Annotated in this window: 19 protein-coding genes; 9 read left to right on the top strand and 10 right to left on the bottom strand. The window is 42.2% G+C overall.

Translation table 11 applies throughout. The features are described 5' to 3' along the window. Nucleotides 1-5: 5 nt before the first annotated feature. Nucleotides 6-1,577 carry a peptidoglycan DD-metalloendopeptidase family protein gene (locus GSQ19_RS12325; protein WP_011318241.1) on the top strand — a complete coding sequence of 524 codons (1,572 nt, stop codon included), beginning with the start codon at nucleotides 6-8 and terminating at the stop codon, nucleotides 1,575-1,577. Between the two features lie 85 nt (nucleotides 1,578-1,662). Here GSQ19_RS12325 and GSQ19_RS12320 read toward each other — a convergent pair whose 3' ends face one another. After that, nucleotides 1,663-2,322, bottom strand: coding sequence for a riboflavin synthase (locus GSQ19_RS12320; protein WP_011318240.1), 660 nt, complete (start codon nucleotides 2,320-2,322; stop codon nucleotides 1,663-1,665). Between the two features lie 338 nt (nucleotides 2,323-2,660). Between GSQ19_RS12320 and GSQ19_RS12315 the strand changes: the two genes are divergently transcribed. The 6 genes from GSQ19_RS12315 to GSQ19_RS12290 all read left to right on the top strand — a co-directional run bounded on the left by GSQ19_RS12315 (nucleotide 2,661) and on the right by GSQ19_RS12290 (nucleotide 7,218). Next, a complete protein-coding gene (locus GSQ19_RS12315; protein WP_011318239.1) occupies nucleotides 2,661-3,158 on the top strand; it encodes a bifunctional nuclease family protein in 498 nt (165 codons plus the stop codon). A gap of 210 nt (nucleotides 3,159-3,368) precedes the next feature. Further along, complete coding sequence (locus GSQ19_RS12310; protein ID WP_041456668.1) at nucleotides 3,369-4,499, top strand: aldo/keto reductase; 1,131 nt, start codon at nucleotides 3,369-3,371, stop codon at nucleotides 4,497-4,499. A gap of 63 nt (nucleotides 4,500-4,562) precedes the next feature. Continuing rightward, the gene (locus GSQ19_RS12305) at nucleotides 4,563-4,763 is read left to right on the top strand and encodes a hypothetical protein (RefSeq protein ID WP_041456069.1); all 201 of its coding nucleotides are present in this window, start codon (nucleotides 4,563-4,565) and stop codon (nucleotides 4,761-4,763) included. 96 nt (nucleotides 4,764-4,859) lie between these two features. After that, on the top strand, nucleotides 4,860-5,987 hold the full coding sequence (locus tag GSQ19_RS12300) for an AAA family ATPase (protein WP_041456068.1): 1,128 nt from the start codon (nucleotides 4,860-4,862) through the stop codon (nucleotides 5,985-5,987). 2 nt (nucleotides 5,988-5,989) lie between these two features. Further along, entirely contained in the window at nucleotides 5,990-6,547 is a 558-nt protein-coding gene (locus tag GSQ19_RS12295) for a DUF3226 domain-containing protein (RefSeq protein ID WP_011318236.1), read from the top strand. A gap of 491 nt (nucleotides 6,548-7,038) precedes the next feature. Then, nucleotides 7,039-7,218, top strand: a complete 180-nt coding sequence (locus GSQ19_RS12290; protein WP_011318235.1) for a chlorophyll a/b-binding protein — start codon at nucleotides 7,039-7,041, stop codon at nucleotides 7,216-7,218. Between the two features lie 119 nt (nucleotides 7,219-7,337). Here the strand turns inward: GSQ19_RS12290 and rpoD are convergent, their stop codons facing one another. The 4 genes from rpoD to GSQ19_RS12270 all read right to left on the bottom strand — a co-directional run bounded on the left by rpoD (nucleotide 7,338) and on the right by GSQ19_RS12270 (nucleotide 13,955). Continuing rightward, a complete protein-coding gene (gene rpoD, locus GSQ19_RS12285; RefSeq protein ID WP_010999387.1) occupies nucleotides 7,338-8,510 on the bottom strand; it encodes an RNA polymerase sigma factor RpoD in 1,173 nt (390 codons plus the stop codon). Between the two features lie 1,716 nt (nucleotides 8,511-10,226). Beyond that, entirely contained in the window at nucleotides 10,227-10,889 is a 663-nt protein-coding gene (locus GSQ19_RS12280; RefSeq protein ID WP_011318234.1) for a fasciclin domain-containing protein, read from the bottom strand. 465 nt (nucleotides 10,890-11,354) lie between these two features. Continuing rightward, a complete protein-coding gene (locus GSQ19_RS12275; protein WP_011318233.1) occupies nucleotides 11,355-12,869 on the bottom strand; it encodes a serine hydrolase in 1,515 nt (504 codons plus the stop codon). Between the two features lie 354 nt (nucleotides 12,870-13,223). Beyond that, nucleotides 13,224-13,955 (bottom strand): RNA methyltransferase, encoded by a 732-nt coding sequence (locus GSQ19_RS12270; RefSeq protein ID WP_011318232.1) that lies wholly within the window; start codon nucleotides 13,953-13,955, stop codon nucleotides 13,224-13,226. A 169-nt stretch (nucleotides 13,956-14,124) separates the two neighbouring features. Here GSQ19_RS12270 and GSQ19_RS12265 point away from each other — a divergent pair, with 169 nt between their 5' ends. Further along, entirely contained in the window at nucleotides 14,125-15,471 is a 1,347-nt protein-coding gene (locus GSQ19_RS12265) for a PQQ-dependent sugar dehydrogenase (protein WP_011318231.1), read from the top strand. 251 nt (nucleotides 15,472-15,722) lie between these two features. Next, nucleotides 15,723-16,130, top strand: coding sequence for a phosphomannose isomerase type II C-terminal cupin domain (locus GSQ19_RS12260; protein WP_011318230.1), 408 nt, complete (start codon nucleotides 15,723-15,725; stop codon nucleotides 16,128-16,130). Between the two features lie 113 nt (nucleotides 16,131-16,243). Here the strand turns inward: GSQ19_RS12260 and GSQ19_RS12255 are convergent, their stop codons facing one another. From GSQ19_RS12255 to GSQ19_RS12240, 5 genes are all read right to left on the bottom strand, one after another. Further along, on the bottom strand, nucleotides 16,244-17,002 hold the full coding sequence (locus GSQ19_RS12255) for a HEAT repeat domain-containing protein (RefSeq protein WP_011318229.1): 759 nt from the start codon (nucleotides 17,000-17,002) through the stop codon (nucleotides 16,244-16,246). Between the two features lie 167 nt (nucleotides 17,003-17,169). Beyond that, on the bottom strand, nucleotides 17,170-17,697 hold the full coding sequence (locus GSQ19_RS12250) for a GNAT family N-acetyltransferase (protein WP_011318228.1): 528 nt from the start codon (nucleotides 17,695-17,697) through the stop codon (nucleotides 17,170-17,172). Between the two features lie 66 nt (nucleotides 17,698-17,763). Continuing rightward, nucleotides 17,764-17,937 (bottom strand): hypothetical protein, encoded by a 174-nt coding sequence (locus GSQ19_RS29715; RefSeq protein WP_185478800.1) that lies wholly within the window; start codon nucleotides 17,935-17,937, stop codon nucleotides 17,764-17,766. A gap of 221 nt (nucleotides 17,938-18,158) precedes the next feature. Then, nucleotides 18,159-18,575 (bottom strand): hypothetical protein, encoded by a 417-nt coding sequence (locus GSQ19_RS12245; RefSeq protein WP_011318226.1) that lies wholly within the window; start codon nucleotides 18,573-18,575, stop codon nucleotides 18,159-18,161. After that, nucleotides 18,560-20,068: an AmpG family muropeptide MFS transporter gene (locus GSQ19_RS12240; protein WP_011318225.1), complete on the bottom strand. Its 1,509-nt coding sequence runs from the start codon at nucleotides 20,066-20,068 to the stop codon at nucleotides 18,560-18,562. Before GSQ19_RS12240 ends, GSQ19_RS12245 begins: the two co-directional genes overlap by 16 nt. Nucleotides 20,069-20,076: the final 8 nt, after the last annotated feature.

Genomic DNA, 20,076 nt, shown 5'->3' with positions numbered 1-20,076 from the left:
AACAAATGACGCAGCGCCATAACTCTGCCCATAACCATTTGCACCAACCACAGCAACAAGGTTTGACCACAAAACGTCTAGCTTATACCCTACCAGCACAAAGTCTGTGTTTGTTGAGTAGCGTTAGCCTTCTTAGTGGCGGATTAGCAGTCGCCCAAACGGAAACATCCATAGATAACATCGTTCCTACTATTGAAAATGCCCAGCCCGCAGCAGGCACAATTACTGTAAAAAAAGATATTGTTATACCGGAAGCATCACCAACTCAGCCAAAATTTTCCCAACGACGAGCCTCACTTAAACAAAGACTGCGTAAGCAAGAAGTAGCCGAAACTAGACAGTCTCAACCCAAGCCTGAGTCTACTGAACCCGTTTTTAGTGTGCGACAGTCGCAACCACAAGTAGAAACTTCCCGCGTTGCTCCCACTAAGAACCCAGAAGTTAAACCCAAGGTAGCAGAAACTCCACGAGTTACCCCTACCAAAGACCCAGAAGTAGCAACTCCGACACCTTCCCTCAGAGATAACCTTCCAGCCTTTGCCAAACCTGCCAACAATGGTGTTGCGGCAGAGCAAACCAGGGATTTTAACAACGCTTATATTGACCCAAACGATTACAGTGATAAAACTGCGGGTACTTATCAAGCGCCAAATTCTGTAATCATCACAGAACGCTCCAGTGGTTGTCGTACTGTGTTGTCTTCAGGACAAGGGATTGGCAACGCCTGCGCTAAACCTGCGGATAACCAGCCTGTAGCTAATTCCAGTGGCAAATCATCCCCCTCTTGGCTCAGAAGAAGTCAAAATGCTCAGTTAGCTACTGTACCCCCAGCCCGGCGACTCCTAGCCACTAACAACAATGCTAGATGGGGCAATTCTGGGGTCGCTGCTGCTGGCTCCACCAAAGCCTCATATCACCCCAATCGCTTTATTCCTAACCCCAGCAATTTCGTCAGCACGACAACAGTTAGCGCGACTCCCATTGCTCCCAGTGGTGGTACACTACCCCCACCAATGGCAGAAGGTAACGTTGCTCCTCGCGTCAGCACCGTAGCTTACGACATCCCCTTGGCATCGGTATTACCACAAATTCCTTACGCCAATACCATCGCCTATCGCGGTACAGGCATGGTTTATCCTTTAGCTGTCGCTTCTCCCATCACTTCCCTGTTCGGCTGGCGTGTCCACCCCATCACAGGTAATCAGCGCTTCCACGCCGGCACTGATTTAGGTGCGCCTACAGGTACACCGGTTTTGGCAGCCGCTAGGGGTCAAGTAGCGACTTCTGATTGGGTGGGTGGTTATGGTTTAACGGTTATCCTCAATCATGGTTCTGCTCAACAAACCCTCTATGGGCATATGTCAGAATTACTAGTCCAACCAGGACAATGGGTAGAACCAGGAATGGTAATTGGACGAGTCGGTAGCACCGGTAACTCCACAGGTCCTCACCTCCACTTTGAAGTACGCCACCTGACACAAAACGGATGGGTGGCTGTTGACCCTGGTGTACAACTACAGATTGCCCTCAGCCAATTGCTCAACAGTTCACGTACAGCACGAGCTATTAGGGATTAGGGATTAGGGATTAGGGATTAGGGACTGGGGACTGGGAGTGTTAACACTCCCATACTCCAGGCCTTCCAGGTCTCGGAATTACAAATTACAGATATCCATGCTCTAAAAGAAATGCAGGCGTAATATCTGTATCTGTGGTGCGACGTTGACCGGGTTGGAGAAATTTTTCGACGTACTTGCCTAAGATATCCCCTTCCAAATTTACCAAGCTGCCAGGGACAAGATAGCGGAGATTAGTCTCAGCGTAAGTAAGAGGAATAACTGCCACGGTAAACTGAGATAATTCAGGCTCATAGGCAGCTACAGTGAGACTAATGCCATTGACAGTAATGCTACCCTTGGGGACAATGTAACGTGCGATCGCTTCCGGTGCAGTAAAGGTCATTTCCCAAGAACTGGCTGTCTGTTCAAACCCTAGCAATTGACCTACCCCATCTACATGACCCATGACAAAGTGACCGCCGACTTTACCACCAACTCTTAAGGAAGTTTCTAGGTTGACGTATCCTTGTTGTGTTTGCTCATTTCCTAGAGTGGTGCGGCGCAAAGTTTCCGGGGAAGCTGAGGCGATAAACCCATCTTTTAAAATTTCTTCCACTGTTAAGCAAACACCATCTACCGCAACACTGTCACCGTAAGCCAGATCCTGCATAATTGATAATGACTGACTCACACAAGTAATCTGCCAAGAATCGCCCCCTAAAGGTTTGATTGTTCCTAATGCCTGTACTAATCCTGTAAACACGGCTTTTTTGTAAAACTAACTTTATTTATTACTTAATTTTGCCGAAAATCCACTGGTAATTCTCACAAGAATGGCAAAAATTCTGAGTATATTTTCTGACTCTATTTATTATAAGGTTATTAACACAATTACATCTTTCACAAGGCATACTTGGTTAAGAAGGTTATTGTCTACAAAGACCCATTTTCCATTACTCTGGTGTTCACAACCAGTTCGGAGTTTAATAGAGGCAATTATAGAAAACAATGACTATGTTTATTCCTGATTTTACTTACCCGGTAATGGGTATTATTAATCACTTAGCCTTAATAACTCAAAGGATGATAGAGGCTTAGTCAATGATTGAAATGAAAGTCGCTGGCATAGCATTAGATGCCATAACCCGCAGCCCCATCGTCTTGTTGAAAGACGCTTCCGATCGCCGAGCATTACCAATTTATATTGGTCAGGAACAGGCTAGGGCAATTATGGGCGCACTGGAGAATCAAAAGCCTCCCCGTCCCTTAACCCACGACCTGATGGTCAATATTCTAGAGGCGTGGAACATGACTCTAGAAAAGGTGATTATCCATTCCTTGCAAAAGGATACATTTTATGCAGCCTTAATTGTTCAGCAAGGTGAAGTCAAGAAAGAAATCGATGCACGTCCCAGTGATGCGATCGCTGTTGCTCTCCGTACAAATACCCCTATTTGGGTTATGGAAGAAGTAATTGCTGATGCCTCTATTCCCGTAGACCGTGACGCTGATGAAGCCGAACAAGAAGCCTTTCGGGAATTTATTTCCAATCTTCGTCCTGAGGATTTAATTAAGCGCTTTGGTAATGGTGACAGTTAGACAAAGTGTTGAGCCATGAATTGGGGAATTTTGAAGAAAAAGGACGCAAAAATTAGCATGAAAAGACAATTTTCTGGTATTGGTTTTTGTTAGTATTTAACTCTTTTGGAGAAAAGATTCATCATCTGATACTCAGGAATCAAAACGGGCGGAACATTCTGCTACCGATATAAGCGCACTATGCCCACAGGGCTTGACTGCACTCAAACTATGCTCTACCGACGCTTTGGCAAAACTAATCTGCACCTCTCGGTTTTTTCTTTAGGGACAATGCGCTACTTGGCTGATAGCGAAAATGTGCAGCAAACTATTGCCACAGCTTTAGCGCTAGGAATTAATCATATAGAAACAGCCAGAGGTTATGGTAAAAGTGAGGAGTATTTTGGCCAAGCAATCAAAGTCGGTTTATCTGTAGCTCGTTCCCAACTTTACGTAACTACCAAAATTCCACCAACATCTGATGCTGATAGTATGCGTCGGTACATCGATGAATCCCTAGAACGATTGAATTTAGATTATCTGGATTGTCTAGGAATTCACGGCTTGAATACTTGGGAACATCTGGAGTGGGTACAAGCCAAAGGTGGCTGTATGAAAGCTGTCGAGGAAGCGATTAACGACGGACGAATTAGACACGTTGGCTTTTCTACCCACGGTTCATTAGAGGTAATTCAAGCAGCAATTAACACAGATTTTTTTGAATTCGTTAATCTCCACTATTACTATTTCTTTCAAAGAAATGCCCCAGCTATCAAACTAGCATCTGAAAAGGATATGGGCATTTTTATTATCTCTCCAGCCGATAAGGGAGGAAAACTGTACACAGCACCCCAAACCCTCCAAGATTTGTGTCAGCCCCTTTCGCCTCTAGAATTAAACTATAGATTTTTACTCAGTGATCAACGAATTACTACCTTGAGTGTAGGGCCAGCCACTCCAGAGGAATTGGTCGAACCCTTACAAGTCGCTGATAGTTGTGGCGAACTAACATCAGCAGAAATTACCATTTTTCAACGCTTACAAAATCATCAAGAGTCAGTTTTAGAAACTGATAAGTGTAGCCAATGCTATGCTTGTTTACCCTGTCCAGAAAACATCAATATTCCTGAAGTTCTTAGGTTACGAAATTTGGCAGTGGCATACAACATGACAGATTACGGACAATACCGTTACGGAATGTTTGAAAATGCCGGTCACTGGTTCCCAGGTATGAAAGCTAACCGTTGTACAGAATGCGGTGATTGTTTACCTCGGTGTCCAGAAAAGTTAGACATTCCTAATTTATTAGAAGATGCCCACAATCGATTAAATGGGAGAGCAGGGAGAAGGTTGTGGGGATAACTCGTAATCCATAATACGTAGTTAAAGATTTATCGAGGAAGTCAGGACGCAGGAGGAAAGTATTTGTTAATTGACCAAAACCAGATTCGTATAGAGCAGTTTTCTAAGACAGAGAAAAAGCAATGCAACCTGCGTGAGTATGATGAAGAAAATAAAGCGATCGCACTTGTAACTGTACCCTTCGAGATTACCTTACAGGATTTATATAACAAAGTAAAGTTTGAAGTTGCAGAGCCGCAAGGAAAAATTGATACTGTGGAGTAGAGTGAGCGATCGCCACTGTTTGCTAAACTAAAAATGTTACAATTACTAATCTTAATAGTATTTGTTATCTGTGTTTCATCTTCGGCTAGCAAAATTATGTTGAAGTCGATAAGAATAGAAAATTTTCGAGGTTTCCACTCTTTTGAACTTCAGCAGCTTGGTAGAGTGAATTTACTAGTGGGTAAAAATAATACAGGTAAAACATCAATATTAGAAGCTATTCAACTGTTATGCTCACGAAATAAAGTTGATTTATTAGCTCAGAAAATGACTAGCCGGAGTGAATTTTGTTTTGATGAAAAGTCTAACAACTCACTAGAACTGGATGTACGTCACCTTTTTTATGGACACGAGATTCAATTAGAAACGAGATTTGCAATCACAGCAACTCATGACAATAGTTCAGAAGAGCTTGTTGTATCTATAAAAGCACATAATATTCATATTCCTGAAGGAAGTAGGGTACTTGATGCTTATCAAAATGATGAATTTATAAAAGCATTATTAGAACGTGATTCTTTTCTAGAAATAAGTTGGAACGGGACAGAAAAAGAACCTTTAATACTACTGCCTTTATCATCTAAGGGAGGGCTACCAATAGATTATGTTCGTCGATTTCGTGGGGATAATAAAAATTCAGCGTCAAAAGTACAATTTGTAACATCATCCTTTTTAGAAACAGAGAGGATGATTGAATTATTCGACCAAATTGTACTAACACCAGAGGAGAAACTTGTAGAGCAAGCACTTAATATAATTGATTCCAAAATTAAACGTATCGCTCCAATGGGTTCTATTAAATTTAGAGGTTCTTTAGATGGTTCGCGGGGCGGTTTTTTCGTACTGCTGTCTGATATTAACCAACGTGTACCAATTGGTAGTATGGGTGATGGGGTTTGGCGGATGTTAGGACTTGCACTAGCTACAGTATGTGCTAAGGACGGATATTTATTTGTTGATGAAATAGATACTGGGCTTCATTTTACGGCAATGTCTGATATGTGGCGGATGATTTGGGAAACAGCAAAACGATTAAATGTACAAGTCTTTGCAACTACTCATAATAGTGATTGTTGGATGAGTTTAGCCAGTATTGTCCAACAGGAAGACGCTGCTGAGGATGGTATTAGAATTCATCGGATTGAAAAAGGTAAAGAAAAAAGTGTAGTCTTCACAGAACCACAAATTGTCATTGCTGCCGAAAGAGAAATAGAGGTACGTTAGTAATGGCGAGAGGTTACATAGCTAAGAAGCTTTTAGTTGAAGGAAAAGATGACCTCCGAGTTATACCAGAACTGATAGAAAAAAACGGAATAGTTTGGGGAAATAACAAGAAGGAAGCGATCGTCACCATCGAAGATTATGGTGGTTATACCAACATCAATTCAGACCTTGTATCTACTGAATTGCAAGCGTCAGGACTGACTCATCTGGGTTTAATGGTGGATGCAGATGATAAGCCTCAAACACGTTGGCAAAGTATTAGAGAAGCTTGTTTAGATAGTATTCTTGACATTCCTGAAGAAATACCCACAACAGGACTAATTCACACTACAAACACAGGAATTAAGTTTGGTGTTTGGATAATGCCAGATAACCTAATGCAAGGAATGTTAGAGACTTTTTTAGCTTACATGATTCCAGATGAGAGTGAGCCACTATGGATGTATGCCCAGGAAGTTGTAGCAGAGGCGAAAATTAAGGGAGCATCATTTATAGATGCTCGTATTGATAAAGCCAAAATTCATACCTGGTTGGCATGGCAGGAAGAACCAGGAAGATAACTACATCAAGCGATCACGTATAAGATTTTAAATCCCCAGCATCCAAAAGCACAGACATTTGTCAAATAGTTTAAAACTTTGTATGAACTCTGATTTTTTGGTGGCTGAAAATGGCGATCGCTCTTGTCACCATCAAATCCCCAGTTCTTTGATGTCTGTATTAAATGCTAGTAATTCCTAAAAAGCCAGCAATTATTAGAGTTAGCTAGGCGCATAAATAACTTTTATTCCGGCAATCAACTACTTTTTTGCTGAAATTATTGCTTCTATTTAGCAATAGATATATTTTTATATTACTAAATGTGTCTGTTGTGATTTCCATATATATCTATCTTTAGACAGATTTACAAAGGTTATTTTTTATGAACTAAAATGTTGGCATAAATTAATTGCAACAGAACTGTAAATAAATGTTGCATTTACGAAAAATATTGTTATATTAATTTACATACGGCAATAATCCTTATAAAAATAAGTTTGGAGTGCCACCCATGACAGACACAACAAAAATCTCTGCTTCAGTAGTTGAAGACCGCAATTCTTGGCGCTGGGGCTTTACTCCCCAAGCTGAAATCTGGAACGGTCGCCTAGCAATGATTGGCTTTTTAGCAGCCATATTAATCGAACTATTCTCTGGTCAAGGCTTCCTCCACTTCTGGGGAATCCTCTAAGCACGAGAAAGTAGATAATAAAAAATAAACGAAAAAACCTGACAGTGTATTAGTACTGCCAGGTTTTTAAGTTATTTGTCAGTGGTCAATAGTAAAAACAACCGAACACTGACAACTGACTAACGAATATATTCTTTCAGGACGCTGTTGCGGTTGGGGTGGCGTAATTTACGGAGGGCTTTGGCTTCGATTTGCCGAATCCGTTCACGGGTGACGTTGAAGATTTGTCCAATTTCCTCTAAAGTCTTCATCCGACCGTCATCTAAACCGTAGCGTAGGCGGAGAACATCGCGTTCACGAGGGCTAAGGCTATCGAGGACTTTTTCTAAATCTTCCCTTAGCAGGTTTTTAGAAACCTGGTCTTCTGGGGTTTCGCCGTCGGATTCGATAAAATCACCTAAGCGAGAATCTTCTTCTTTACCAATGGGTGTTTCTAATGAAATTGGTAACTGAGCAGATTTAGCGATGAACCGCAGTTTCTCGATGGTCATTTCCATACGAGTAGCGATTTCTTCCTCCGTAGGTTTGCGTCCCATTTCTTGAGACAGCAACTTGGTGGTTTTCTTAATGCGGGAGATGGTTTCGTAGAGGTGGACTGGTAGGCGGATGGTGCGGGATTGGTCAGCGATCGCTCTAGTAATTGCCTGGCGAATCCACCAAGTAGCGTAGGTGGAGAACTTATAACCTTTCTCATGATCGAACTTCTCAGCCGCACGAATCAAACCCAGACTACCTTCCTGAATCAAGTCTTGGAATGATAAACCACGATTCATATATTTCTTGGCAATTGAAACCACAAGGCGCAAGTTTGATTGCACCATTTTATCTTTTGCTCTGCGGCCAATGTGCAAGCGATAACGAAAGGCTGGCAAGGGCAATTGTACGGCTTCTGCCCATTCACTGTCACGGGGATCACGTTCTAACTTTTCTGACAGTCGCTCCCGCACCCGTTCTAATTCTAATAAGTCAGCGATTTTTCTAGCAAGTTCAATTTCTTCATCTGCCCGCAACAAACGAATTCGACCAATTTCTTGCAAATACAGACGAATTGAATCTTCTGTGTAGTGCTTTTTCTTGCTTTGTGTCCGACGACGCGACTTAGCGGCTTTTCCAGACTTTGCGTCGTCCTCATCAGTCTGAGGCTCTAAAAACTCATCAATGTCGCCATCATCAGCGAGCAACAAATCCTCATCTTCTTCAATGAGGAGGTCATCTAACTCGATTTCAGGCTGATTCATTATTTCTAGGTCAGGCTGATAAATGCTATCGAGTACGTTGTTAGCCTGGTTCATGCCGCGTTCCTCATGCTCCTTGCAGAATCAATTACTCAAGATGGTTTTACTGCTCTTTTTAAAACGAGCTAGTTAACAACCGAAGATAGGGTTTTAAGTTCATTTCCCTAATCTTTTTCGGACGTTTTGTTCCTCATAAAAGAGAAACTTCTGGCTGAGTGTGAAAAGTCACATTAAATGCTGACTTACTCATTTGAGTACAAACCAAAAGTGTTGCCTTCGCATATCACTTTTAAGTGGCTTGTCTGAAAAAACTGGTCTTGATAAAAAAAATTACCCCTTCATAACAAATGATTTATGACTGTCGGCATATTTTCCTATAAAGACTCTTCCGATTGTAGCCTGTTTCACAGAAATTGCACTCTTTTTGTGTGTTAATCATGAACTGATTAAGTAGGGTCGAGGCTCCAATATCAAAAAGATATTGTAAATGGTAGTAATCCCCTTAAATTTTCTCTAAAGCTTCTTGCAATTGCTGTGGCATTATCTTTACATTCTCAGGAAATTAAAGTTGCCTTCATACAATTTCTGGTATTGTGTGAAACATAAATTACTTAGAAACAGTGTACTTCAAGTTAACTGAGGCAAGAATTATGAACGCACCCATTTTTACATTTCCTTCATAAATAAATTAGTCCGGAGAATTGAATAGGTCTTCCAACAATGTGCATACAGCTAGAGAAATGATCCTTCTTTTCAGAAACTTAACTTTTTGCGTGTTTGTCACTGTTAGCTCGTAGTAAAAAGCTATGAGCTAACTAGCCAAACGACTAGCGGTTGAGATTTCACAAATTTGGTCTTATTCACACATTAGCGTATCGCCGAGATTTTCAACCTCTGAATCTTGACAAACTCTTATTATTGTATCCAACGATATTTTAATCAATTCAAAAGGACTTTGACATTTAAAATTACAGATATTTGTCTACTTAAGGCAAAACTTTATCGAATACAGACAAAATATGTAACCTTCTCCAAGACGAAATAGTAATATATCAGCAGCCTAGTAGCAGGATATTATCTAATACTAGCAACGTCCTGTGTAAATAGAAGTCAAGTGAATTGATTATATTGGAGACTTTTAACTGTCTGACTTGATATGAGGAAAGTGTGAAATAAACTACGTTAGTTCTCAACAGGATTTATTATCTTGTGAGATTTAATCCTTAAGCATAGTCAGGCTCACGTTACAGGCAAGAAGAAATTGAGCTTTGCTCTACAAGCTTAACAAATACTTTTTTGGTCTGTGGCTGGCATCAACCCATGACTCACAAACCTGGTGTTTATCTTGATTACTTAGATGCCTGATAAAAAAAATACAATATTCGTATAATATACTTGGCAGTGAGTAAATTTTGTGCATCGGTATATGCAGAAAAAGTGATGATTGTGCTTAATATTCTTTATGTATCCTATCAAACATTTTTCTCGAACTAATAAAAAGACAAAAAATTTTTCTATACGGGATTGGTAATAAGTGATGAGTGCTGTAAAGCTCCGGAGGTACAGTCACGCTCAAAGAGGTAGCGGGGCAATGAGCAGTGTACTGATAAGAATTTATTTCTCAGCTATTCTGCTTTTAAATTGCATAATCCCTCGTAAATTTTGTTAACTGTTGACCGTTAACAGTCAACAGTTAACAGCCCTTGTTAGTAGTTATGCCATTTAGGCGCGCATTAGCTTATACTTTCTCTGCCACCTCTGCCCCTCGATTACCTATTGTGGTGTCGGCGTTGTGTTGGCATTGTTGGGAACATTGGGGGGTAAGATAACTTTGTCTACGACATGAACGATGCCGTTGCTAGCTGGTATATCTGCTTGAGTGACTCTAGCGCCGTTGACGGTAACTGTGTTACTGGTAGGGTCAACTTTGATGGTAACAGGGCTACCTTCAACTGTTTTGACTTGTCCAGATTTGAGTTGTTTTGAAGTAAAAGTGCCGGGAAGAACGTGATAGGCCAAAAGTTTCACTAATTGCTGTTTGTTGGCTGGTTGAAGAAGGTTATTTAAGGTGTTTTTTGGTAAAGCGGCGAAAGCAGCGTCTGTAGGGGCAAATACGGTATATGGTCCTGGGGCGGCTAACTGATCAGTTAAACCTGCGGCTTTTACTGCCTGTATTAATGTTGTAAACTGTCCTTGATTTGCTGCCGAATTTGCGAGTTCTGCCAGGTTACGATTCTCAGTGGTGTTATTTGGTGTTGTGGGGCTGGGAGTTGGGGTGAGAGGAGGAACCGTTGATACGGGAGTTGACGCATCAGGGGGGACTGTGGCAGTGGGGGTTTCTGTAGTCGGTTGAGCGCAGGCAGATAGCGCTGTTAGACTAATCACACCGAAAATATTGAAAAAGGTTTTTCCTAGCAAGCTGTTAGTTGCCGGCATGGTTTTATTGTGACTTTATTAGATCAAGAATTAATGACAATAGTCTTGAAATTTATGTGGTGTTCCCTCATCCTAATGGCGTAGTTTGGAGATTGAGCATTGGGGATTGAGAACTATAGGAATCTGATTTGATTATTGTTTGCTACGCCGAACATAATTAGATCGTATTTCTATATACTCAGAAATTATTTATACTGAAGCACCCTACCAAACCATCAACTTTGGATAATTTATTTTTTTAGGACTTACGTAAGACAAGGGACTTCCAACTAAAAAAATATACAATCACTGTGGTAAGCAGGGGAGGCAGGGGGAGCAGGGGAAGCAGGGGAGGAAGAATACAATGATCATATTTGCTCTGACCCATTGAATAATTTATTTTCTGGAAGTCCCCAACCTGGGTGCATAAGTCCTATTTTGGTGTTCCCTAATCAAGTTGTTAAGGCTCATGAAAAGGCGAGCCAATTATCTAGTTGGTGGGTAATATTGTGGATTCATCACTGGAGCGGGATAACTATTAGATATGGGAGGGGCAATTGATGGATTTATGGGTGTGTTGGTGGCTGGAGAAGCCATGATTGGTGAAGGATAAGCAGTTGTAGGTAGATTACTAGTCGTATTACTAGGCGTTGGCTCACTTTGGCTAAACTGTTGGTAAGCCGCACGAGAAATTGAGCTAATAAGTTTTTCCGCACGGGGATCATTATTGGGGCGTTGTACCATGACAGCAACTATATAACGCTTCCCTGTGGGTGTATCAATTAACCCAGCATCTGCCAACATAGTACCGATATCACCAGTTTTATGGTATACCCTGGCACCTGCACCTAAGCCAGAGGGTAGGAGATTATCTCGTTCTGTCTGACGCATGATATCGAGAATTTGATCACGCGATCGCATACTCACCAAATTACCCTGACTTACCATAGTCATAATGTTTCCCAACTCTTTGGGACTGGTGGTGTTTGTCCCTGGTAGGTCTGGTAATATATTGCGAATGACTGTAGTTGTTAATCCCCAACTACGAAAACGCTCATTGAGTGCTTCTATACCTCCCAGTCGGGCAATCAGCATATTAGTAGCTGTGTTGTCACTAACAGTGATCATTTTCGTAGCAACTTCCAAGGCAGGATATTGAGTTCCGGCTGGTTTGTATTGAAAATTTCCTGAACCCCCTGCTACCATTTCCTGTTGCATGGTCAGCACTTCATCTAAGCGGATCTTACCAGCATCCACATCCTGGAAAAAAGCGACAAGAATCGGGATTTTAATTGTGCTAGCGGCGGGTAAAGCATTAGCAGCATTGATATCTACATAACCTCCTGTGTCTAAATCTACCAAAAAGACCCCAGGGCTGAGGTTAGGATTAGCAGTAGCCAATTGCTGCACAACATTTTTGAGAGGGGTAATTTCTTGAGTCAAGTATAAACCTGCTGTTGGGGTAGGTTTTGACTGATTTTGTCCTGTGTTGCTGGTATTCGATGGGGTAGAAACAGGAGCCATGCGAGTGGCGGGGTCTAAAACCGACAAAACTGTACCGACGATCGCACCAATACCCACTCCGACAATTAATAAGCGTATAGCATACAAAATGGCTCTGGCCATTGGCTTTAATCTAGTCTTGCGTGATACTCGTCTACCGATTTGGGACATCGGCTGCTTCTGCACTCGTACTGTTCTGACTTTTACATTGTTGGGGTTGAAGGGGGGTATCGGCCCTTTGGCTGTGGGAATGGGTTTGACTACACTAGGCATAACCAGCCCTTGTTTGGGTCTGCGACCTCCAACAGCAACAGGGGGAGGTACAGCATTATTATTAGAGCGGGTGATGACGGCTGCACCAGCACCAGCGCGCTGCTGGTTAGGAACTTTGACTTTTTTTGATTCTACCTTTTGGACTTTACGCGATCGCTGGCGGCGGTTGGCGGGTTGTCGCCGCGAAAAATCTCTTAGTTTGTCACTTGACTCTGACACTACCACTCCTTGTGACCCACTCAAATTGTTTTCTGCCGACTCCCGATTCAAAACTTACGCCATCGGCTGGTTGAATTGGGGATTGGGGATTAGGGACTGGGAATTGGGAAAGAAACATTGTCATCCTTTGGTTGTAGGCTTTTCCCTATCAGGAAAATAAGGGATAGGAACTATGAGCAAATCTATAGACTTGAACTAACCTCTTTCCAGTCCCCAGTAACCAGTACCCAATCCCTAATTAGTAGTAACATTTTTGTGTTTAGTTTAAGCCATATTAAATATTTTGGGGAATACTTGCGTAGATATTAGACAATGAATTATACCAAATTGGGAAACAATGTCTTCGGGCATAATTACGAACTACACATCACGCTGGTTGTCAATTGCCCATTCTATTTGTCGTAGAATGCCGCGAAGCATACCCACTTCATGAGTTTGCAGATAGGCACGGTTATACAGTTGGCGAAATTTTTCCATCCGACTGGTTGCTGTATGAGGGTATAAATAGCCAATTCTTAGCAATAAGGATTCTAATTGTTGATAGTAGGCCTCCATAAACTCTAAAGATGCAAACTCAGTTTCGCTGATTGTTTGAGTTTCAGGGGGTGTTAGATTTTGTGCTAGTTCGTAGCAGCAGATCCCGACAGCTGTAGCCAGATTTAAAGACAGATAATCGGGACTGGTGGGAATGCGAATAAATCTTTGGGCGTAAATTAATTCTTCATTACTTAGACCCCTATCTTCTCTGCCAAAAATCAATGCTGAAGGTTGACTGGTTTCTTCTAATAACCAAGGTAGGGCTATTCTGGGGGTTTCTAGCGTTAGACCCCTATCATTATCGCGGCCTGTAGTGGCGATCGCCCGCACACATCCATGTAAGGCTTCTGGTAAAGTTGGGACTGTGATAGCAGATTCTAAAATTTCTTTGGCATGGACTGCCATTCTCATTGCTTCTTCCGACAGTGGATCGCATTGGGGATTAACTAAGACTAGCTGTGCTAGACCAAAATTTTTCATCACTCTGGCGATCGCACCTACGTTCAATGGCCCAGCTGGTTCTACCAACACAACTCTTACACCAGCCAATCCCATTATTTACCTCCAACTATCTCAGTTAACTTATTGGTTAAATATCATCAATGATAGTAGCTTTAGGAAACTGTACATAAAAAGTTGATTCACAAAAATCGCACTTGTGATGGGCGACAATGATTAAATTTCTAGCCTACATTAAGAAGGTTGTGTATATATCCGCACCATCATGAAGGTTTCTGGGCTTTTTGTGCTGTCTGTGTTTCTATTCATCACCGCAGCAGCTTGTAACCAGACTAGCGCCTCATTAGATAATTCCCCACCACAAGAAGCATCCACGTCTGCGGCTCAATTGGCACAAAATCCGACAGAAGGGAAAAACCTTATCCCTACAGAAACATTTTCACCTACACCTATCCGCATTGACTTACAGAATTTACCAGCACCCTTTGCTACAGATAGTGCATCTAAAGCCCCGCAAGTTGTACCGATTCCCCAAAAACCAGTTTTGAAAGTCCCCGCCGGGTTTACAGTTAACGTTTTTGCTGAAGGTCTAGATGCACCGCGTTGGCTAGCTTTAACTCCCAGTGGTGATGTATTGGTGACGGAAACTAGACAAAACCGGATTCGTTTATTGCGTGATACTAACAGCGATGGGGTAGCTGATGTCCGCCAGACTTTTGCTAGCAAAGACAATGGTTTGAATATTCCTTTTGGGATGGCGTTTGCTGGTAATGCCTTCTTTTTAGGTAATACTGATGAGGTTTTACAATTTCCCTACACAGAAGGACAACAACAACTCACTGGTACTGGTAAAAAAATTGCTGACCTCCCCGGTGGTGGTTACAATCAACACTGGACTCGCAATGTTGTGGCATCACCCGACGGTAATAAACTATACGTTTCCGTTGGTTCTCGTTCCAATGTGGATGAAGAAGAACTACCAAGGGCTTCTGTACAGGTAATGAGTTTGGATGGTTCCCAAAAGCAGACTTTTGCCTTTGGCTTACGTAACCCTGTTGGTCTTGACTTTCATCCTGTGACTAGAGAACTTTATACTACCGTGAACGAGAGGGATGGGATTGGTGATGATTTAGTTCCAGACTACCTGACACGGATTCGCCAGGATGAATTTTATGGTTGGCCTTATGCCTACTTTACACCTAAAAATCTTGACCCCCGGCAAAAGACTGGCGGTCAAAGTAAGCGTCCAGATTTAGCAGCGCGTACTCGTACACCAGATATATTATTTCAAGCTCACTCAGCCGCTTTGGGTTTGCAATTTTATGATGGTAAAACTTTTCCTCAAAGATATCGTAACGGTGCTTTTGTAGCCTTTCGGGGTTCTTGGAATCGCGATCGCGGTACTGGATATAAAGTAGTATTTGTTCCCTTTAATAGCAAAGGAAGACCGCAAGGTTACTATGAAGATTTTCTCACGGGATTTATGCTAGACCCTGATGTACCAACCACTTGGGGGCGACCTGTGGGCTTACTTGTATTACCTGATGGCAGTCTATTAGTCACAGAAGAAGCAAACGATCGCATTTACCGAATTCAGTATACGGGGGATTAGAGATTGGAGAAAAAACAGGAATTATTCCATCTTTAAATTTAGATACAATTTATGGCCTAGAGTAAACTGAGAGCAGTAGTAATCATCAAATTCTTATACCGATTTGAAATAAGAATGCGACAGATACATACGGACATACCCTTATTCCGTTTGGCTTTCCCAATTTTGAATTTTGAATTGGTATTAGTTTTCTCTGGTTTAAGTTAGATTACCTGAAAACATTAATAATCTTTTAGCTGAGAAGTTTGGTTATGACTCAGAGTGAAAACAATGGGCAGTTAGATGCCAATGATTCTTCCTCACATTCAGGTTTACGTTACTGGGGTAATGTGGAGGTAATAGAAGAGGGAGAGAGCTATAGAATTAGTCGCATTGAAATCAAGCCTAGACATGGTATTAAACCCCAAATCCACTATCACCGTAATGAGCATTGGGTGGTAGTCTCTGGTGTTGCTAAGGTGACTTGTGGTGATGATGAGGTTTTACTAGGTCGTAATCAGTCAACTTATGTACCAGCAGCAACACTACATAAAGTAGATAACCCTGGGTCTATCCCGTTAGTAATTCTAGAAATTCAAAATGGGGAATATTTAGGGGAGGACGATACTGAGCGTCCCTATGACTTAAATTTAGTTAAGCCTGGGGTTGAGATTAAGTAGAGGGGACTGGGGATTGGGGACTGGGGATTAGGGAGTTGTAAGAGTCAATAGTCACTTGTTATTGGTCTTTTCTCTCTTCTCCTGCTTCCCCTAAACCCATACACTCCTACACCCTAAAACCAACCCTCTTGTTCTAGGGTTTCAATGAGTTGCAAGCCACGGGGGTCGCCTACACCCAATAATGAGGCTTTAGCATCTTCGCGTACACCTAAGTCTTTGTCTTCGGCGAAGGCCTGAATTAAAGCGTCGATCGCTGTGGCATAAACTATGTTAGAAGGCAGTTCTTTACACAACTGCCCAATTGACCACGCGCTGTTACTCCGCACGGCGGCTACTGTATCTTGAACTAGTGCTTCAATTAGTGGTGGGATTGCGCCAACGATCGCCTCATAGCTAACTCCTGTCATTTGGGCTAAGGCGCTAGCAGACCAAAGGCGCACGGCGGAAATATCCGTTCTGAGAGCATCGGCTAAGGGTGCTAAACAACGGCGATCGCGGCAGTTACCTAATGCCCAAACAACACCTTTCCTGACATAGCCATTCCAATCCCGATACAGTTGGGCAATTAAGGGTTCAACTGCATCTGCGCTGGGATTTCGCCCAATGCCATAGGATGCGCTCACTCGTACTAAAGGACAGTTATCACTCAAAAGACGAATCAAAATTGGCGTAGCGCGTGAGTCTTCGATATCGCAAAAAGCACGAGCCGCTAGCATCCGTTTTTGTGGTTGCGGATTGTCTAGAAGCGCTAGCATTTCATCTGGGTCAGGCTTTGGTATTTCTGACTCAGCCGTAATTGGTTCTATCTTATCTAAGGGGCTTTCTAACTCCTCCTCGATATCGAGTAGGCTTAGGTCTTCTTCGTCATACATATTTCTCTTGCACGCGCGAGTGAGATTTATATAAACCCCCCGTGCTAATTATTTAAAACTTTGTTGTTATGGGTTCAATAATTGTACACTTTCTGATCCATCTCACACCCGATGAATTTGGAATTAGTAAGACTGTTAATTGATGACTGTTGACTGCTGACTGTTGACTAATTAATTTTCTTTACCATCCAAAGGGATTGGGTTTGATAACCTAAGTGATTGTAAAGATTTATGGCTGGGGGATTGGATTGAAATACTTGTAGTGCGATTTGGCGATCGCCTCTTTGCTTTGCCCAATTCTCTGCATATTGCATTAATGCTGTAGCAATCCCGCGTCTGCGATGTTCTGGGACGACGTACAGCAAAAAAATATGAGCATGGCGATCGCCTTTAATTTGATCTATCGCATTTCCCATCCACAGGCAAGCTACGGGAGAAGAGGTAGGAGGGAGCAGAGGGGAGGAGATATTCAAAGACTCTACTCGTGTCATGGTTCCTAATTCTGCCCTTGATTCCTGAGATGAAAAATCGACCCACCACAAAGGTGTGTCTTTAGAGAAATATTGCTCAACTGTAATTGCTAGATGAGCAAAGTCTTTTTGTTGGGGGAACAACTCTTGGTAAGTACGCTGGATGAATTTGACGAGTTGCGATCGCTCCAAGGTTGAGCCGCGTCGAATATGATAAATAGTCATTGGTCAGTTGTCAGTTGTCAGTTGCTTACCAATAGTTTTCCTCTGCTCCCCTAATCCTCTGCTCCCTCACAGGGCTACGGGAAAATCGCTAATTGGTATAAGACTGACACCTACCTCTTCAATGGGTGCTGGGGCTGCCATGTCTGAGGGTAAAAAGATGCGGGCGCTGACTGCTACTAGGGCAAATATAAACACTAGTACTACTAGTAAGGGGGCGATGTATTGTCTGAATATAGCCATATTTTGATTTGTCATTAGATCAGGCGTTATGAGACGACCTAATCAAAGATTTGTAAATTTTACTTGACTTATTTTAGCTATATTTGGGCATGACAAACCAAAGATTCAGGACTTACGCACCCAGGTTGTCCGTTGAGACTGGGTGTAAGGGCTTTAAATATTTACACCCCTACACCCCTATACCCTTGTCCAAACCCTTGATTTTTCGGTTTCATACGTAATTAACGAGTGTCGCGGTCTAGGTCGTCAAGAACTCTCTCGCAGTACCAGTTGTCTGGCATCCCTGGATAGTTTTGCCTTGCTTGGTCTATTAATCGTTCTGCTGCTTCTACATCACCAGATAATCGAGAAATGAGTTTATTTTTGAGATAATTTTCGGGTATTGTTGTGGTTTGCGTTTGTGTTTCTATCTGAGTAGGCAGTTCTGCGGGTATTACTTGGGTTTGTTCCCGCTTCAATTGCCAAAACAATACATAATATAGAGTGCCAAAAATCAAAATCAGGCTGACTGTTCCGAAAAAAGTTAGGAGGTTGAAGGCTAAAAAACCTAGAACTAACTGTGAAAGAACATAGCCGAGTAACAAACCCGTGAGTAAAAGAATAAATGTGCCGACGATAATCACTACTTGGTTTCCCATAAATCCTCGTCATCAAGTCCTGGTCTATTTATTGCCACTGGTTTAGGATTCCAAGGGGCGACAACAGGCAAAAGCAGCAATCCAGGTAATGCTGCTGCTAGGGTGAGCAAGAAAAATGCCGGCCAGCCTGTGGCTTTAGCCAAATCTCCTGCTGGTGCAGATAAAACGTCCCTACTAATAGCCATTAAGCTAGAGAATAAAGCGAATTGAGTAGTAGTAAAGCGATGGTTACAAAGGTTCATTAAGAACGCTACTGTAGCAACTGTGACTAATCCTGCACTGAAGTTTTCGATATTCACTGCCAAGACTAGAAGTGAATAATTTTTGCCAGCAATGGCTAGTGCATAATAACCTAAGTTGCTCAGTAATTGAAGAATACCAAAGATCCACAAACTGCGATTGAGGTGGATTTTTGTCATGATGACACCACCGGCTAATACGCCGATAGTTGTGGCAATAAAACCGATACCAGCCTGAATTGCCCCAATCTCAGTTTTGGTAAAGGCAATTTCTCGCAGAAACAAGTTGGCGGTAATGCCTACTAAGGAGTCACCTAGTTTATAAAGGATGATGAAAATCAGGATGACACTGGCTTGAGTTAAGCCAAATCTGTGAAAAAATTCTTTGAAGGGTAGAAAAATAGCGGCTTGCAAATTTTGGGGAGGACTATCTTCTGTGACTTCTCCTAAGAGTTCTATGGGTAATAACAAGGATGAGACAATCCAAGCAACTATTAAGCTTGCCAATAACCAGTAAAATACAGGCAGGGCAATATACCCAACAAAAACACCGCCAATTAATCCCGCAACTAAGACTGTAATTAAGACGATAAAAATAACGTCTTTAACAGATATAGGCGCATATTTTTCAGCAGCGTTGCGGATTTCTGGCTCTGGAGGCGACCACAAGGTAGTGAGAATACTACCCGCCATGAAAACAGCCATGAGTAAGTAAACGCCATTCCAAGGAATATAGTCGGCTAAAACTATCGCTAGGGAACTGGTGATAAACAGGGCGATGCGATAACCCAGCACCCACACTGATGCACCTGGTTCAGCTTCGAGTGGGTTTAAGATATCGGTACGGTAAGCATCTCCGGCGATGTCTTGGGTAGCGCTCAAAAAAGTAATGATGAGACAGTTGATAGCCAGGATTTGCAGTACTTGGTCACTTTGAGATGGTTGTTGTAATGCTAAGGCAGCGATCGCTAATGTTAACCCAATTTGGGTGCATATTAACCAACCCCGTCTAGCTCCTAAAAGTGGTGGGACAAATCTATCTAATAAGGGCGACCACAGAAATTTTAGGGAATAAGGCAAAGCCAACAACCCAAATAAGGTGATTTTGCCTAAATCAACTTTGGCATCCTGCATCCATAGCTGCAATGTTCTACTAGTCAAGAACAACGGCAATCCCGATGCAAAACCTAGCAGTAGTAGCGCTCCCATTTTGCGACTTTGAAAGGCTTGTCGCAGTGCTTGAACTTCTCTCATCGTTTATA

The sequence above is a fragment of the Trichormus variabilis 0441 genome, from assembly GCF_009856605.1.
In the GTDB taxonomy this organism is placed as follows: Bacteria; Cyanobacteriota; Cyanobacteriia; order Cyanobacteriales; family Nostocaceae; genus Trichormus; species Trichormus variabilis.
The sequence above is the reverse complement of the archived record's forward strand: the minus strand, read 5'-3'. Positions and strand labels throughout refer to the sequence as shown.

What these genes read in the sequence shown, in the direction of transcription:
- GSQ19_RS12325 (WP_011318241.1), top strand. Translation starts at nt 6, where the DNA reads ATGACGCAGCGCCATAACTCTGCCCATAACCATTTGCACCAACCACAG.
- GSQ19_RS12315 (WP_011318239.1), top strand. Translation starts at nt 2,661, where the DNA reads ATGATTGAAATGAAAGTCGCTGGCATAGCATTAGATGCCATAACCCGC.
- GSQ19_RS12310 (WP_041456668.1), top strand. Translation starts at nt 3,369, where the DNA reads ATGCTCTACCGACGCTTTGGCAAAACTAATCTGCACCTCTCGGTTTTT.
- GSQ19_RS12300 (WP_041456068.1), top strand. Translation starts at nt 4,860, where the DNA reads ATGTTGAAGTCGATAAGAATAGAAAATTTTCGAGGTTTCCACTCTTTT.
- GSQ19_RS12295 (WP_011318236.1), top strand. Translation starts at nt 5,990, where the DNA reads ATGGCGAGAGGTTACATAGCTAAGAAGCTTTTAGTTGAAGGAAAAGAT.
- GSQ19_RS12290 (WP_011318235.1), top strand. Translation starts at nt 7,039, where the DNA reads ATGACAGACACAACAAAAATCTCTGCTTCAGTAGTTGAAGACCGCAAT.
- rpoD (WP_010999387.1), bottom strand. Translation starts at nt 8,510, where the DNA reads ATGAACCAGGCTAACAACGTACTCGATAGCATTTATCAGCCTGACCTA.
- GSQ19_RS12280 (WP_011318234.1), bottom strand. Translation starts at nt 10,889, where the DNA reads ATGCCGGCAACTAACAGCTTGCTAGGAAAAACCTTTTTCAATATTTTC.
- GSQ19_RS12270 (WP_011318232.1), bottom strand. Translation starts at nt 13,955, where the DNA reads ATGGGATTGGCTGGTGTAAGAGTTGTGTTGGTAGAACCAGCTGGGCCA.
- GSQ19_RS12265 (WP_011318231.1), top strand. Translation starts at nt 14,125, where the DNA reads ATGAAGGTTTCTGGGCTTTTTGTGCTGTCTGTGTTTCTATTCATCACC.
- GSQ19_RS12260 (WP_011318230.1), top strand. Translation starts at nt 15,723, where the DNA reads ATGACTCAGAGTGAAAACAATGGGCAGTTAGATGCCAATGATTCTTCC.
- GSQ19_RS12255 (WP_011318229.1), bottom strand. Translation starts at nt 17,002, where the DNA reads ATGTATGACGAAGAAGACCTAAGCCTACTCGATATCGAGGAGGAGTTA.
- GSQ19_RS12250 (WP_011318228.1), bottom strand. Translation starts at nt 17,697, where the DNA reads ATGACTATTTATCATATTCGACGCGGCTCAACCTTGGAGCGATCGCAA.
- GSQ19_RS29715 (WP_185478800.1), bottom strand. Translation starts at nt 17,937, where the DNA reads ATGGCTATATTCAGACAATACATCGCCCCCTTACTAGTAGTACTAGTG.
- GSQ19_RS12245 (WP_011318226.1), bottom strand. Translation starts at nt 18,575, where the DNA reads ATGGGAAACCAAGTAGTGATTATCGTCGGCACATTTATTCTTTTACTC.
- GSQ19_RS12240 (WP_011318225.1), bottom strand. Translation starts at nt 20,068, where the DNA reads ATGAGAGAAGTTCAAGCACTGCGACAAGCCTTTCAAAGTCGCAAAATG.